The sequence below is a fragment of the Mesorhizobium sp. M1428 genome (assembly GCF_040317515.1).
GTDB lineage: Bacteria > Pseudomonadota > Alphaproteobacteria > Rhizobiales > Rhizobiaceae > Mesorhizobium.
The window spans coordinates 318,237-332,903 of the sequence record NZ_JAMYKT010000002.1; the positions used below are offsets into that span (position 1 = coordinate 318,237).

Sequence of the window (14,667 nt, forward strand, 5' to 3'; positions counted from 1 at the left end):
GCGGTCATTCCAGACAGACACTCAAGAGGTTCGCACTAGGAAGCAGCCAATCTTTGCCCCGCCAATCGATGCAAGCCGCGCGCTAGTGGACCGCTAGCCAGGAGAAGCTTCAGACCTATCGCGATCGAGCTTTTGATCTCAGCGCGCCTCTTGGCGCCTACGGTCCATTCCACCTCGGTGCACCGAGTCCTCGGTAGCCACCATAAATCAACAAAATCAATTCCAGGATGGAGGTTCGCCAATTATGGCGTGCCTAACCGAGGTAAAATTTTTCTAAGTCGTTGATAAATAACGATAATGGTGGGCCCGGAGGATGTCCTAGAAACGTCGATTTGATTGGGTTTTTCGTGGGCCAAAATCAGAAGTATTCCCGTATCGTTCCGTATGGTTCCGCGATGCTCTCACCATCGAATTGGCTATGCCCTGCCTCCAACGGCAGCCCACCTTTGAAGGTCCGGCATAGCCTCCGCGTGTGTCAGTGAGCGCACATCTTAGCTCACGCGCGCGGCCTCCGGGCGCGGCTCCACCCTGCAACGACGAATGTAGAACGATCCGCGCTACTGTAACGTCGCACGCCCATAGGAATCGAGGACACGGGTGATGCTGCCAATCAGCAGGTCATGCGCGACGGGCTCGATCCGACCTGCCGCAACGTCGGCATCGAGTTGCCCCAGATACTGGCTGACCAAAGGGCGGGGAATGTCCCTGTCGCCCAGAAAATCCAGCAGCGTCTGTGTCGCGTGCTGTGCGTCGGGCGTCGGCCAGTAGTAACGGATGCGGTCGCTGAAGGAGAAGTGCCGCTGCACGCGCTGCTCGTCCGGCGTACCCGGATAGTATCTCTGCCAATTATCCGGCGAGGCCAGCATGACGCGCTCCATCGCCGCCGGCAGGCTTTCACGGGATGGGTCTGGCGCAAGCACGTCCGCGACGTGGCTCAGCCCGTACAATGCCTCGCGCAGCGCGAAGGTGAGCCAGGGTCCAACCTTGAGGATGGCGAAGCCGTCGCGCACCAGAGCCTCAAGCGCCTCGTTTGGCTGGTAGTCGGTCGAATGCGCCTCGAAGACGAATTGCGGCATGCGCCCGAGTACGCCGACCAGCTGCGTCGCCTTCCGCGGCGCGTACGCGATGATCTCGGCATTGCCGAATTCGACGCCCGGCTGGACGACGACGCCGACCACACGGGCAAAGGCACCGTCGAGGCCGGCGCGCGAAAATGCCTGTCCGTGGATTTCGACGGTGCGCAGGGCGTCATCTGGTTCGGTGACATGCATATGGTCGAGCGCTTCGAGCGCGCCGCCCGGCACCGGAACTTCGGTGCCGATGATGTAGACCGGTTTCTCGCCGCCAATGCGTTCGACCGCCGCCTCGGCGACGGCCGCAAGCGCGGCGACGCGGGCAGCGATGATCTCGTCGGCAAGCGGGGCGGGATCGTCGGCGCAAGCCATGCTGGTGTCGAGATGCAGCTTGGTGAAGCCGGCGCCGGCATAGGCGTCGATCATCGCCTTCGCCTTCGTCATCGCCTCGGCGGAAGGAAGATGCTTCCACGGATTGGGACCGAGATGGTCGCCGCCGAGGATCAGGCGATCGAGCGGAAAGCCGGCCCTTTGCGCATGGCCCTCGACGAAGCTGCGGAAGCCGGCGGGCGTCATGCCGGTGTAGCCGCCTTCGTGATTGACCTGGTTGCAGGTCGCCTCGATCAGCACATCGGAACCGCGCGACGCGCCGTGGCGGAGCGCGGCCTCGATCACCAGCGGATGCGCCGAACAGATCGAGGCGATGCCGCCTTTCTCACCCGCGGCGCGCTTCACCGCGATGCTGGCAAATCTCTGCGTCGCGGCGCTCATGGCTGGCCCTTTCCGGCGATGGTTGCGAAAGCCTCAACCTCGGCTAACGGAAAGATACCTTCCATTGGCCCCTTGCGAGTAACGGCTAGCGCGCCACAGGCATTTGCGATCCTGAGCGCCTGGGCGGGTGCAGCACCACGAAGCCAGAACGAGACGAAGGCAGCGCCGAAACAGTCACCGGCACCGGTCGGATCGATCTCGTTGACGGCAAAGCCCGGCAAGGCCACCGTGCCGTGACGGTCGTGGTAGGCGGCGCCGTCGGCGCCCTTCTTGAGGACGACGCAGGAAACGCCGCGCTGCAGGAGTTCATCGACCGCGCCCTTTTCGTCGCTGGCCGAAGAAAACAGGAACAGTTCGTTGCCGCTCGGCAGGAAGACATCGGTTTGCTTGAGCACTTGGTCGAGCGCTGCGCGCATGCCGGAGGCCTGCATGATCTCGCGGCGAATGTTGGGGTCGAAGGACACCGTCCCGCCCTTGGCCTTCACCGTTTGGATCGCCGCCAGCGCGACATCGGTGGCGCGGTCGGAGAACAGTGACGAGCCCATGAGATGAACATGGTCGGTGCCGGCCAGCATGCTTGTCGCAGCGGCATCGATCCCGACCAGGCCGGCGGCGCTGTTGCGGATGTTGAAGACAAAGTGCCGGCTGCCGTCCGCCCGGTAAGTGACGAAGGCGGTGCCCGTCGCGTGGCCCTTGTGAACCGCGATCGCCGACACGTCAGCTCCCAGCGTCCGCAGCCGCTCGATGTTCAACTGGCCGAAATCGTCGTCGCCGACCGCGCCGATCAGGCCGGCGGGTTGGCCGAGCGCTGCGGCTTGGCCGATGAAGATGGCGGGCGCGCCGGACGGATAAGGCCCCAGCAGCGGGCCCGGCTCGAGAAAGCTCTGGCCGATACGCTCGGCCATGATCTCGACGAGGATCTCGCCGGCTGAGACCAGCTTCTTCATCTGGCGGAATTCCTCCCGGCGTTTCGCCCCAGTCCGGCTGCGGACTTCAGTCGCGCACAATTGTGCCTGGCGGCAACCGACATCCAGAGTCAATACGGCTTGCACTTTTTTGCGTCAATTAAAAATTTGCGCGTGGAATAATTTTATTATACGCGTGAAGCGGCCGGAGTTTTCTGTAAAATTTTGCCTTGCGGTTGCACGCCGGCGCACCGTAAGCAGGTGCCGGGCAGCACAAGGAACGAGGTTTCCGGTAGGCGGGGGAATCGGTGGCGATGAAGCACAAGACGATGGAGGATTTCGCCCGCTCCTGTGGCGTCTCCAGGCCGACTTTGTCGAAATATTTCGACGATCCGACCAGTGTCAAGGCGGCGACGCGAAAGCGCATCGAGGAAGCGCTGCGCTCGTCCGACTACCAGCCTAATTTGTTCGCGCGCAACCTCAACCGCAAGCGTACCCGCAGCATCGGCATCATGGTGCCGACGGTGGCCGATCCCTTCTATTCGGAGATGGTCAGCCGCATAGAACTCAGGCTGCGCGACAAGGGCTACTGGCCGATCGTGATCTCCTCGCACGGCTCGCGCGAACTCGAAGTGGAGGCAACGCGAACGATCCTGTCGCTGAAAGTCTCCGGCGCGCTGATCGCGCCGCTCGGCGTGCGCTCGGACCACCGCACGCTGGAGAAGCTGACGCAGGCGATCCCGGTCGTCTATTTCGACACCTATCTCGAAGGCGGGACGCCGTTCGTCGGCAACAACAACGCGCAGAGCGTCTCGACCATCGTCGATTATCTTTGCCGGTCCGGCGGCGCCCCGGTCTATTTCGATATCCCGCATGTCAACCACAACTCGCCGGAACGGCTGGAGAGCTATGTCGCCTCGATGAAGCGGCTCGGGCATGAGCCGGTCGTCATCGGCAACACCGAGGACTACACTTGGGATTTCGAACGGATCGGCTACGAGCAGACGGAAAAGATGCTCGACAATGGCGGCCTGGCGGGAAAGACCATCCTATGCAACAACGACCGCTTGGCCTTTGGCGTGATGGCCGCCGCCTATGCGCGCGGACTCAAGATCGGCCGCAAGGGCGATTGCGACCTGCGGGTAGCCGCCCATGACGATCATCCACTGAGCCGCTACACCTGCCCCGGCCTCACCACCATGGCGCAGGACTTCGCCTCGATGGCCGGGCGCAGCGTCGAGACGCTGCTGGCGCTGCTTGAGAAGGACGACACGGCGGTCGCACCCAAAGTCAGTCTCGATGCGACGCTGGTGATGCGTCAGTCGGCCTGATCTTGTCAAAAGCCGGATCGAAGCCGCGCCATGCGGCGACCGCAGCGCCAACGGCCTGTCGCGCTGCCGTGCCATGGCGGCCCATGGAAACAAAACCATGGATCTGGCCTGGCCAACGCCGCAGCACGACCGGCACACCGTCGTCTTGCAGACGCCCGGCGTAGGCCTCGCCTTCATCGGCGAGGATGTCGTGACCGGCGATGGCGACGAAGGCTGGCGCCGCGCCGGCGAGGCTCTCCGCCCTGAGTGGCGAGGCGCGCCAGTCGTCGATGTCGGCGGCATAGCGGACATAGTGATCACGAAACCACGCCATGGTCGAGGCGGTCAGGCCAAAACCTTCGGCGAAGCGGCGATAGCTGTCCGCCGTCTGCGCGGCATCAGTGTTGGGATAGAACGGCAGCTGCGCGGTCAACGGAGTAGGATCGCCCCGCGCGAGAAGACTAAGCACCGTGGCGAGATTGCCGCCGGCACTGTCGCCGGCAACGGCAATGCGCCGAGCGTCGATGCCGAGATCGCCAGGCGCCTCTTGCATGAAGGAGAGCACGGCGCGGCAATCCTCGACCGCGGCCGGGAATTTGTGCTCCGGCGCCAGCCGGTAGGCGGGCGAAACGACGACGCAAGCCGCCATATTGGCGAACCAGCGGCAGATCTCGTCATGGGAATCGAGGTTGCCGATCACCCAGCCGCCGCCATGCAGGTAAAGCAGCGCCGGGGCAGTTGCATCAGGCGCGTCCTGCCCGCGATAGATCCTGAGCGTCAGCGAACCGCCGGGTCCAAGGATGGCGCGCTCAGTGACCGAAGCCACCGGCTGGCGCTCACCCTGCTGGTCCGGAAGGCCTTCTTCGTAGGCACGGCGTGCCTGTTGCGGTGTACCGGTCTCGAATGGCAAGGCGTCGGCCTGCCGGCCGAGCTCGAGCACATACCGGGCTTCCGGGTCGAGTGGGGACAGGGACGGCGCTGAAGGCGATTTCATCATGGATCTCCCTCCTCGTCAGGCAAGCAGACCTGCCGCCTCGTCCTCGCCGAGCAGCGGCGGCTGGTCGACGGTCCCATTGACGGCAATTGAGCCGCGGCTTTCGCCCGATGCCAGGATCGCCTCCATGATCTCCAGAACATGCAGCGCCAGATCGCCGGAGGCGCGGGGCTTGCGCCCATCGGCCAGCGCCCGCGCAAGATCAGCGACGCCTAGCATGCGGTAGTTGGCGCGGTCGGGTGCGACATAGGGCCAGTTGCGCGCACCGTAGAGTTCGGCCTCGCTGGCGAAATCGGCCCAGTCGTCGCCGCGCGCCGAGAGCGAAACTGTGCCGCCGAATGTGTCGGGATCGGGCAATCGCAGCGAGCCTTCGGTGCCGTGCAGTTCGATCGGATGGTTGGAGTGCTTGAACACGTCCCAGGAGGCGCCGAAGGTGACGGTGGCGCCGGAGCGGAACTCCAGCAGCGACAGAATGGTGGTCGGCGTGCCGACCTTGAAGCTGGTGTTCTTGTAAGGACCTTCGGCTGATATCAGCCGTTCCTCCTGGCCGCGCGTCGCCATCGCCATGACGCGCTCGACCGGGCCGAGCAGGTTGACCAGCATCGTCAGGTAATAAGGGCCCATGTCGAAGACGGGGCCGCCGCCGGGCTGATAGTAGAATTGCGGATTGGGATGCCAGTGCTCCATGCCGCGCCCCATCATGAAGGCGGTGCCGGTCACAGCGCAGCCGATCGCACCCTCGTCCATCAGCCGGCGCGCCCGCCGTCCGGCAGCGCCGAGGAAGGTGTCTGGAGCCGAGCCGAGCTGCAACCCGCGCGCCCTCGCCTCTTCGACCAGCCGGCGGCCGTCGGCGGCCGACGTCGCCAGAGGCTTTTCGGTAAAGACGTGCTTTCCCGCCGAAAGCGCCGAAAGCGATATGTTGAAATGCGCCGCCGGTATCGTCAAATTGAGAACAAGGTCGATGTCCGGGTCGGCCAGCAGCGTGTCGACGCCGAGTGCGCGGATGCCATACTCCCTGGCGCGCAGCGCAGCCATATCGGCCGAAATGTCGGCGCAGGCGCTGAGCTCTACCCCGCCGAACAGAGCCGCATTGCGCAAATAGGTCATCGAGATGTTGCCGCATCCGATGACGCCGATGCCGAGCTTTGTCTTTGATTTTCCGTGCATTTAAGATCGTACCTCCCAACGCGGTCATGGCCTGGCTGCACCCTTGCGTCAGCAACGGTTCATAGTCGAAAGCCGCTATACAACATTTTAGAACTTGACGCGCGTAAAATTTTTATAGAGCATGTGAAAACGCTGGCTCAGCATTGGAGGCCGCCAGCCTTGAGGAGGAGAAAACATGATTGACATGAAAAACCGGCCAACGGCCGATGCGAATCCCGTGGCTCATGGGCGCACTGGATCTTTCCGTCGCGGCCAGGGACCGAGACGGGTTCAGGCATAGATCACCTTGACCCTGGTCCTATCAAGCTGGCTGCGTATTGGACCGGGCAGGCCATCGTCGGTGATCACCACATCGACGGCCGACAGCGAAAATGCCTTGGAGGTCCCGCTGACGCCCCATTTGCTCGAATCGGCAAGGAGGACAACGCGCCGGGCCATGCGAACGAGGTTTCGCTTCGTTCGCGCCATGTCTTCGTTCACGTCGACCACATCCAGTGACGAGTCTATCGCATGCGCTCCAACAAAGACCTGATGCGCTACCAAGCCGCCGAGAGCCGTATCGGAATCGGTGATCAGTGTGCTCACCGTGTCGGGGTAGACCCGGCCGCCGATCATATGAACGTCGAGCCCGGGACGATGCATAAGATGCTGCACGATATTCATGGCCGTGGCCGCGACCACGACATTGCTGAGCGGCGGTAACTGCATGGCAAGCTGCATCAATGTCGAGCCGCCGTCGAAGATGACCGATTGGTTGTCCTCGAACAGGTCTACCGCCGCCCGGGCGATGCACTTCTTTGCGTCGAGGTTCGTTTGCATCCGCCGGGCGAACGCGGCCGTAGTCGAATCGGTGGTACGGGTCACCGCCCCTCCACGGGTCTTGGTCAGTAGTCCCTTTCGGTCCAGTATCTCGAGGTCGGAGCGCACCGTGACTTCCGACACGCCAAACCCGTTTGACAGGTCCTTCGTGCGAACCTGTCCGCTGCGTTGCACCTCACCCAGGATCGATTGGCGTCTCTGCTCCGACAACATTGCCCTGCCTTCGCCTCCCTGCGCCAAGCAACCGCTCTGGCCTTGGCTCACCTTACCAAAAATACGCAATTTCGAAAGCTTTCGAAAGATTGTTTTTCTTATTTCTTTCGGAAACACTGGGTTCAGGATTTTGAAATCAAACGATTAGGGAATTTTGCACTCATGAGCCTAGGAACCAAGGTGCGTCTTGCGCGCCTCTTCTCGCATCCATCGGGGAACCTTTTTGGCGGCGCGGTCGACCACTTCGTCGGCTATGGCGACGTGCGCAAAGGCGGCCTTGCCGACCTGCCGGGTGCGCTTGCACGCGTCATGGCGGGCAGACCCGACTACGTCAGCATCCAGCCGGGCACCGCGCGCCATCTGTGGCCGCAATATGCAGGCAAGGCTTCCCTGGTGATTCAGGCGGGCTGCTTCACTCCGGACGATCGCATCAGCGAGTTGATCGCAACGCCCGAGGATGCGGTGCGCGCCGGGGCCGATGCGTTGGCCGTGGCCATTCCGGTGCGCGGCGCGACCGAGGGCAAATACATACGCTGGCTCACCGATTCGGTAAATGCAGCGGCCCGCTACGGCATGCCTGTGGTGGCGCATATCTACCCACGCGATTTCACCGACGGAGCAAAAATCGTCTTCACCCCCGACGAGATCGCCTATGCGGCGCGCATCGGCTACGAGTCCGGCGTCGACGTGATCAAGATCGGCTACACGGGCGATTTCGAGTCGTTCCGAGAGACCGTCCGGACTTGCCCGGTGCCGGTTGTGATCGCGGGTGGTCCGAAGACCGATACGCTACTCGGCGCGCTTCAGCAGACGGCGGACGCCATCCGTGCCGGCGCACGCGGTGCCGTGGTGGGCCGCAATCTCTGGGGGCATGGCGATCCGGAGAAGGCAGCGCTTGCCTTTCGCGGCGTCATCCATGACGGCCTTTCGGCGCAAGACGCCCTGGCGAAGGCGGGTGCCTGAACGATGCCCACCGTCCCCTCGATCCTCGGCTTCGGCGCTATTGCGATCGACGACATCGTCTATGTCGATCAGCCGTTGTCGGCGGGCAAGGGGAAGGTCCTGCAAAATGCCCGCGCTTTTGGGGGAAATATCGCGACGGCGCTGGCCGCAGTCGTGCGGCTCGGCGGAACCGCCGGGTTCGTCGGATGGCTGGGCAGTGCCGCGGACGACGCCGTGCTGCGCGATCTCGTTGCGAGCGGTGTTGAAACCGCATTCGCGCCGCGCCATCCCGACGCGCGCCCGGTGCGCTCACGGATCACCGTCGGCTCGGACGGGGAACGGTTCATCGCGTATGACGACGATGCGATGCTGGGCACCGCTCCCGACTTTCCGGACGATATCCTCAGCCGCGCGACCGTCTTGATCGTCGATAGCTACGCGATCCGGTCGCTGGATGTCGTGGCTCGGGCTCGCGATCTCGGCCTTGCGATCCTCGGCGATATCGAATGGAGCGGCGGCCCCGCCACGGAGCGGCTGATCGCGCTCTGCGACCATCTCATTCTTCCACTCGGCTTTGCGCGGACTGCCACGGGGTGCCGATCGCCCGCCGAGATGCTCGAGGCATTATGGTTGCCGTCGCGATCCGCCGTGGTTCTGACCGATGGTGGGAGGGGCGTGTACTATCGCGGGCGTGAAGAGACAGGTCTCTGGCACTTGCCCCCGCACCGGGTTGTGGTCGTCGACTCGACCGGCGCGGGTGACTGCTTTCATGGCGCCTATGCCCTTGCGTTGACGCGCGGAGCCGACGCCGCAGGCCGGGTGGCATTCGCGGCCGCGGCGGCGGCCCTTTCGATAACCGGGCGTGGCGGGCGCGAGGCGCTTCCGACTGACGACCAGGTCACGGAACTCCTGGCATCGACCAACGCGCCGTCAGCAGTCGAACTGAAAAGTGCGCATGTCGATACTGGAACATAGCCTGAAGCTGTCGGAGGAAATATTTCGGAGGTGAACATAAGCCGAGAACAATTATAAAATCAGCGGCTTATACTTGTGGAGGGAGGAAGATGGCAGAAGTCATTCTTGAGAGTATCTGCAAAACCTACGGGAACAATTTTCGCGCGATCGACCAATTGAACCTATCGGTCGAGAACGGCGAGTTCTTGATTCTCGTCGGGCCGTCCGGCTGCGGCAAATCCACCGCATTGCGAATGATCGCGGGATTGGAGGACATCACCAGCGGCAGTCTTCGGATCGGCGGAGTCGACGTCGTCGACATGCCGCCCAAGGACCGCGACATAGCGATGGTCTTCCAGAGCTACGCGCTCTACCCACATATGACGGTGTTCGAAAACATCGCCTTTTCGATGCGGCTGGCAGGCAAGCCGAAGGCCGAGCGCAAGAAGCGCGTGGACGAGATCGCCAAAACCCTTCAGCTGACGTCTTTGCTGGACAGCAAACCCGCGAACCTTTCGGGCGGACAGCGTCAACGGGTTGCCATGGGCCGCGCTATGGTGCGCGAGCCGGCCGCCTTTCTCATGGACGAACCCCTTTCCAATCTGGACGCGAAACTGCGCGTGCAAATGCGCGCCGAAATCACCCGTCTGCAAAAGCAACTCGGCGTCACGACCATATACGTGACCCACGACCAGACCGAAGCGATGACGATGGGGGACAGGGTCGCGGTGTTGAAAGGCGGCGTGCTGCAGCAGGTCGACACACCCAAGAGGCTCTATGAATCGCCGGTGAACGCCTTCGTTGCCGGCTTCATCGGCTCTCCTTCGATGAACCTTTTCGAGGCGACCCTGACCGGCGACGAACTGATTTCCGGCACCTTCGCCATCCGGCTGCAGGATGCAGCCTTCGTGCGCAGGCCGGGCTTGAGGTCGTATGCGGGGCGCAAGGTCGTGTTCGGCATACGACCGGAGGATCTTTATGACAGCAGCCTCGAATCCGGTCGCAAGTATCAGACGATACCCGCAAAGGTGACTTCGATCGAAGAACTCGGCTCTGAACATATCGTTCACCTGAACATCGACGCGGTCCGGGTGGATTCCGGCGATCCGGACGCGGTGGACGATTTTGGCCTGGCATCGAACGCGGTGGCGAGATTCGAGCCGATCAGCGCCGTGCACTCCGGCTCGGAAATCGGGTTGGCCGTGGATGATGCCAAGTTCCATTTCTTCGATCCCGAGACGCATCTGGCGATCTGAATATCTGCAGCAGACCGCAGGCGAGAGTGAGGCGCCTGCGAAAGATACTCGCAAGAAGACTTCTAAATAAACCAGACGATCGGCCGCATTGTGCGGTCGATTTTGAAGAAGGAGGAGAAAGTGATGTTTCGGATACAACCCGCGATGCTGAAAATAGCCGCGGCCGCATGGTTGCTTGGCGCAACCGGCGCCATGGCGGATACGACGCTGGAATTCACCCAATGGTGGGAGCCCGAATTGCCGGCCGGCTCGCTCAGGGCGATCATGAATGACTTCGAGGCTGCAAACCCCGGAATCAAGGTGACGCTGGTCAGCGGCCCCTATGCGACCACGCGAGACCAGATCTCGGTTGGTGCTGCAACCGGAACGCTTAGCGACGTCGTTGGCCTCGACGGCGCCTGGGTGAACAATTTGAACGCGCAGAATGCGCTGGCCGACATGAACCCGATGATGGATGCGAGCGGGTTCGACAAGAGCCAGGTCGCGGATATCATCAAGGTGGACGGCAAGGCGGTGATGTTTCCCGTGGCTTCGTTCGTCTATCCGGTCTTCGTGAATTTGGACCTCGCCGCCCAGGCAGGCGTGACCAAGCTGCCGTCGACCCGCGCGGAGTTTCTCGAAGCCGCCAAGAAGATGACGCATGCCGACAAGAACCAGTATGGCTGGGTGCTACCCCTGTCGCTGCAAACGCCGTCCGGTGTCCAGAACGACATGATGTCGTGGGTCTGGGCATCGGGTCAATCGATGATGGGTGACGGCAAGCCGGCTCTCGAGGGCAAGCCGGTGGTGGATATGCTCACGTTCGTCAAATCGCTGAACGACGCCGGCGTCATCTCGCCCGGCATTGCCACCAAGACCGAGCAGGAAAAGGTCGAGGAATTCGTCAACGATCGGGTCGGAATGATGATCGACTCGCTTGCGCATGTGAACCTCATCCGCAAACGCAATCCCAAACTGAACTTCGATCTCATCCCGGTCCCGGTCGTGGAGAACTACAACGGCAAGCGCGGCCTTCCCTACGCCTCCTGGGGCATCGGCATCTCTGCGGCCTCGAAACATCAGGAGGAAGCCTGGAAGCTCGTCCAATATCTGATGAGTGAAAAGGTGAACGCCAAACTGGTGTCGCTGGCCAACGCCTTCCCGGGCAACGTCAACGCCAAGCCCGATTTCGTGACCTCCGACAAAGCTTTCGGCAAGGCTTTCGAAATCTTCAAGACCGGTTATCTTGCCAATGAGTTCACGGGCCTGCCGGTGGCGGAAGACCTGATGACCCAGTTCGACGTGGAAGCGCAGAAGATGCTCACCGACGAGCAGTCTCCGGAACAAGCCGCGGCCAACGCTCAAAAGGGCTGGATGGCGAAATTCTGATCGGCCTGTTTCTTCGTTTTCGATCTTCGACCGGGGGCCTGACTTCGGGCAGGCCTCCGGCAACAACGGATCGGCAATGCGAGACGGACCTGTTTCCGAAGCCCCTTCTCTTGAAGGCGTATCCCAAGGTTGGCATATGACCCGGCAGAAGCGCTCCCGCCACCATAGACTGAAACGAGCGGTCGCACCCTATCTCTACCTGTCGCCCTCGCTCCTCATAATCGGCCTGCTGATGCTGCTGCCGATGGTGACGGTGATTGGCTATTCGTTCCAGAACAGCGCAGTGCTGCGTCGCGACCCGTCCTTTGCCGGACTGAAACACTACCAGGCAATCTTTAACGATCCGGTGTTCTGGGCTTCGCTGTGGCACACGCTCTACTTCACATGTATGAGTGTCGTCTTCCACATGACCATCGGCATGATCTTCGCGCTCATGCTGAACAGCGACCGCATCAATCCGACGCTGCGCAATATCCTGCGCGTGCTCTACATTCTGCCCTGGCTGTTCACCGCGGTTATTATCGCCGTGATCTGGCGCCTCCTGCTCGAGCCGAACGGTGTCGTGAACAGCGTTCTCATGCAGATGGGCATCATCGGTTCCAAGGTCGAGTGGTTTTCCTCGCCCGAGACCGCGCTGCACGCCGTCACCTTCGCCAATATCTGGGCGGGCTACCCGCTTTTCATGGTCAGCCTGCTCGCAGGCTTGCAGGGCATTCCCAAGGATTTCTACGAGGCTGCCGATATCGACGGGGCGAAGGCCTACCAGAAGCTGATCTTCATCACCATCCCGCAGCTGATGCCGATCATCATCAGCATCTCTCTGCTCGACTTCATCTGGACCATGCAGGTCTTTCCATTGATCTGGATAACGACGGGCGGCGGTCCGATCTATTCGACCGAGGTCCTCAGCACCTACACATACAAGCTGGCGTTTTCGAGCTACAACCTGTCGCAGGCGTCGGCAAGCGCCGTGGTCATCCTGCTGATCTCTCTCGGCCTGACGCTGTTCTACATCCGCTATCAAAAGGCTCGATAGTCACCATGAGGAAAAGGCACACGCCGAAAGACAGGCTGATCACCGTCGCGCTGCATGTCGCGCTTGCAGCAGGGCTCTTTTTCGCGGCCTTCCCGATCTACTGGATGCTGAGCAGCTCGTTCAAGTCGAATACCGAAATCTTTGCCCTGCCACCAACCGTCCTGCCGAAGGCGGTCACGCTGGAAGCGTATGCGGCCATCCTTGGCGACCCGGTAAAGCTGCGCTTCTTCTTCAACAGCTACTTCGTGGCCGGAGCGGTGACCGTGCTGACGGTGCTGATCGCCTTGCTGGCGGCCTATGGGTTCAGCCGTTTCAATTTCCGCGGTAAGGGCAGCCTCAACACACTCATCATCAGCACGCAGACGATCCCGCCGATCACGCTTTTGATCCCCTTCTTCGGGCTTGTCGTCTCGTATGGCATCTTCGACACCTACGTCGCACTGATCCTGACTTACCTGGTGTTTACGCTGCCCTACGCGATCCTGCTGATGACGGGATATCTGAACACCTTGCCCCGCGATCTCGATGAAGCGGTGGCTGTCGACGGCGGCAGCAGCTGGACCGCACTCTGGCGGGTGATCGTCCCGATTTCACTGCCCGGTATCGTGGCGACGTCGGTCTACACCTTCCTGTTGTGCTGGAACGAATTTCTCTTTGCGCTGACGCTGACGAAGTCAACGTCCATGCGCACCGTCCCGATCGGTATCCAGCTATTGATGGGGCAGCACGCCTTCGAATGGAACCAGATGATGGCGATGAGCGTGCTCGGCTCGCTACCGCTCTTGCTCATCTACCTCGTTGCCCAGAGGTTCTTTCTGGCCGGTATGACCGCGGGCTCGGTCAAGTAGGATGTCCCTCCCACGGAGAACCGATGGAGTAGGCCGCGCATCGCAATCGATGGATTGGACCTTCTCTGCTGGCAGGTGATATCGCCGCGGCCTCAGGCGCCGTAGCGTCGCTGATCGTGCTGGTGCCGTTCTTCCAGCGCCACATCATCGAAGGGCCTGCGCAGGTGGAATCAAGGAATGAAAGGATGAACGTGAAAGACCTCAAAGTCGGCTGCCAGACCTTCACCTGGGAAATGCTCGGAGACTGTTTTGCCGGCGGCCCCGACGACCTGCTCAAAGCGATCGCCGATGGCGGCTATGCCGGCATCGAAATCACCGACACGATGATCGGCCGCTATGCCGGCAAACCGGCGCAGTTCGCGACGGCGCTGAAGACATCCGGCCTGACGCTCGTCTCCTTCGCCTTCGGTTCGAATAGCGGCTTCACACTCAAGGAGAAGATCGGCGCCGACCTCGAGACCGCCAGGCGCTGGATCGATTTTGCCGCCGCCTTTCCGGGCGCGCTGGTGTCCATGGGCTCGGCCACCGTCGTGTCGGACGGTCCGCGCCACGACAAGTTCGCCATTGCGGCCGAAGTCTACAACAAGGCTGGTGAACTCGGCCGCAAGGTCGGCGTCCAGGTCGCGGTGCATCCGAGCTCGCACCACAACACGCTGCTCTACGACCGCGCCGATTACGACCGCATCTTCGGGCTGCTCGACGCCTCGCTGGTCGGCTGGGTGCCGGACACCGGCCACATCCTGCGCGGTCACAAGGACATGGCCGGCACGCTCTCAACCTATCGCGATCGCATCTGCTACGTGCACCTGAAGGATGTCGATGCGAGCGGCGCCTGGGCGATGCTCGGCAAGGGCGTCTGCGACACGGCGAAAGTGATCGAGATCGCTAGCGCGGCGCCCAACTTCAACGGCTGGCTGGTGCTGGAAGAGGAATCCGAAACCGCCGCCGCCGATCCGGCCGGAGCGGTCAAGACCAACCGCCAGACCATGCGCGGCTACGGAGCCTGAGACA

At 62.0% G+C, this 14,667-nt stretch carries 13 protein-coding genes; 8 read left to right on the forward strand and 5 right to left on the reverse strand.

All coding sequences use genetic code 11. The features are described from left to right. Window positions 1-557: 557 nt before the first annotated feature. Complete coding sequence (locus NKG60_RS04800) at window positions 558-1,844, reverse strand: D-tagatose-bisphosphate aldolase, class II, non-catalytic subunit (RefSeq protein WP_352662128.1); 1,287 nt, start codon at window positions 1,842-1,844, stop codon at window positions 558-560. Then, entirely contained in the window at window positions 1,841-2,791 is a 951-nt protein-coding gene (locus NKG60_RS04805; RefSeq protein ID WP_352662131.1) for a sugar kinase, read from the reverse strand. Before NKG60_RS04805 ends, NKG60_RS04800 begins: the two co-directional genes overlap by 4 nt. Window positions 2,792-3,057: 266 nt before the next feature. On the opposite strand from NKG60_RS04805, the gene NKG60_RS04810 reads away from it, so the two are divergent. Continuing rightward, complete coding sequence (locus NKG60_RS04810) at window positions 3,058-4,080, forward strand: LacI family DNA-binding transcriptional regulator (protein WP_352662134.1); 1,023 nt, start codon at window positions 3,058-3,060, stop codon at window positions 4,078-4,080. Here the strand turns inward: NKG60_RS04810 and NKG60_RS04815 are convergent. From NKG60_RS04815 to NKG60_RS04825, 3 genes are all read right to left on the reverse strand, one after another. Continuing rightward, entirely contained in the window at window positions 4,040-5,053 is a 1,014-nt protein-coding gene (locus NKG60_RS04815; RefSeq protein ID WP_352974227.1) for an alpha/beta hydrolase, read from the reverse strand. The genes NKG60_RS04810 and NKG60_RS04815 overlap by 41 nt on opposite strands. Before the next feature lie 18 nt (window positions 5,054-5,071). Beyond that, complete coding sequence (locus tag NKG60_RS04820) at window positions 5,072-6,220, reverse strand: Gfo/Idh/MocA family protein (RefSeq protein ID WP_352662140.1); 1,149 nt, start codon at window positions 6,218-6,220, stop codon at window positions 5,072-5,074. Window positions 6,221-6,490: 270 nt separating this feature from the next. Then, entirely contained in the window at window positions 6,491-7,252 is a 762-nt protein-coding gene (locus tag NKG60_RS04825) for a DeoR/GlpR family DNA-binding transcription regulator (protein ID WP_352662143.1), read from the reverse strand. Window positions 7,253-7,414: 162 nt separating this feature from the next. Here NKG60_RS04825 and NKG60_RS04830 point away from each other — a divergent pair, with 162 nt between their 5' ends. The 7 genes from NKG60_RS04830 (at window position 7,415) to NKG60_RS04860 (ending at window position 14,663) form a co-directional block, all read left to right on the forward strand. Beyond that, window positions 7,415-8,215 (forward strand): beta/alpha barrel domain-containing protein, encoded by an 801-nt coding sequence (locus NKG60_RS04830; RefSeq protein WP_352662395.1) that lies wholly within the window; start codon window positions 7,415-7,417, stop codon window positions 8,213-8,215. Window positions 8,216-8,218: 3 nt separating this feature from the next. Beyond that, a complete protein-coding gene (locus NKG60_RS04835; protein WP_352662145.1) occupies window positions 8,219-9,169 on the forward strand; it encodes a PfkB family carbohydrate kinase in 951 nt (316 codons plus the stop codon). A gap of 89 nt (window positions 9,170-9,258) precedes the next feature. Then, entirely contained in the window at window positions 9,259-10,404 is a 1,146-nt protein-coding gene (locus NKG60_RS04840) for an ABC transporter ATP-binding protein (RefSeq protein WP_352662148.1), read from the forward strand. 123 nt (window positions 10,405-10,527) lie between these two features. Then, on the forward strand, window positions 10,528-11,772 hold the full coding sequence (locus NKG60_RS04845) for an ABC transporter substrate-binding protein (protein ID WP_352662151.1): 1,245 nt from the start codon (window positions 10,528-10,530) through the stop codon (window positions 11,770-11,772). Window positions 11,773-11,908: 136 nt separating this feature from the next. Next, complete coding sequence (locus NKG60_RS04850; protein WP_352488892.1) at window positions 11,909-12,808, forward strand: carbohydrate ABC transporter permease; 900 nt, start codon at window positions 11,909-11,911, stop codon at window positions 12,806-12,808. A gap of 5 nt (window positions 12,809-12,813) precedes the next feature. Beyond that, the gene (locus NKG60_RS04855) at window positions 12,814-13,656 is read left to right on the forward strand and encodes a carbohydrate ABC transporter permease (protein ID WP_352662156.1); all 843 of its coding nucleotides are present in this window, start codon (window positions 12,814-12,816) and stop codon (window positions 13,654-13,656) included. A 185-nt stretch (window positions 13,657-13,841) separates the two neighbouring features. Next, window positions 13,842-14,663: a sugar phosphate isomerase/epimerase family protein gene (locus NKG60_RS04860; protein WP_352662158.1), complete on the forward strand. Its 822-nt coding sequence runs from the start codon at window positions 13,842-13,844 to the stop codon at window positions 14,661-14,663. Window positions 14,664-14,667 lie beyond the last annotated feature (4 nt).

What these genes read in the sequence shown, in the direction of transcription:
- NKG60_RS04800 (WP_352662128.1), bottom strand. Translation starts at nt 1,844, where the DNA reads ATGAGCGCCGCGACGCAGAGATTTGCCAGCATCGCGGTGAAGCGCGCC.
- NKG60_RS04805 (WP_352662131.1), bottom strand. Translation starts at nt 2,791, where the DNA reads ATGAAGAAGCTGGTCTCAGCCGGCGAGATCCTCGTCGAGATCATGGCC.
- NKG60_RS04815 (WP_352974227.1), bottom strand. Translation starts at nt 5,053, where the DNA reads ATGAAATCGCCTTCAGCGCCGTCCCTGTCCCCACTCGACCCGGAAGCC.
- NKG60_RS04820 (WP_352662140.1), bottom strand. Translation starts at nt 6,220, where the DNA reads ATGCACGGAAAATCAAAGACAAAGCTCGGCATCGGCGTCATCGGATGC.
- NKG60_RS04825 (WP_352662143.1), bottom strand. Translation starts at nt 7,252, where the DNA reads ATGTTGTCGGAGCAGAGACGCCAATCGATCCTGGGTGAGGTGCAACGC.
- NKG60_RS04830 (WP_352662395.1), top strand. Translation starts at nt 7,415, where the DNA reads ATGAGCCTAGGAACCAAGGTGCGTCTTGCGCGCCTCTTCTCGCATCCA.
- NKG60_RS04835 (WP_352662145.1), top strand. Translation starts at nt 8,219, where the DNA reads ATGCCCACCGTCCCCTCGATCCTCGGCTTCGGCGCTATTGCGATCGAC.
- NKG60_RS04840 (WP_352662148.1), top strand. Translation starts at nt 9,259, where the DNA reads ATGGCAGAAGTCATTCTTGAGAGTATCTGCAAAACCTACGGGAACAAT.
- NKG60_RS04845 (WP_352662151.1), top strand. Translation starts at nt 10,528, where the DNA reads ATGTTTCGGATACAACCCGCGATGCTGAAAATAGCCGCGGCCGCATGG.
- NKG60_RS04850 (WP_352488892.1), top strand. Translation starts at nt 11,909, where the DNA reads ATGACCCGGCAGAAGCGCTCCCGCCACCATAGACTGAAACGAGCGGTC.
- NKG60_RS04855 (WP_352662156.1), top strand. Translation starts at nt 12,814, where the DNA reads ATGAGGAAAAGGCACACGCCGAAAGACAGGCTGATCACCGTCGCGCTG.
- NKG60_RS04860 (WP_352662158.1), top strand. Translation starts at nt 13,842, where the DNA reads ATGAACGTGAAAGACCTCAAAGTCGGCTGCCAGACCTTCACCTGGGAA.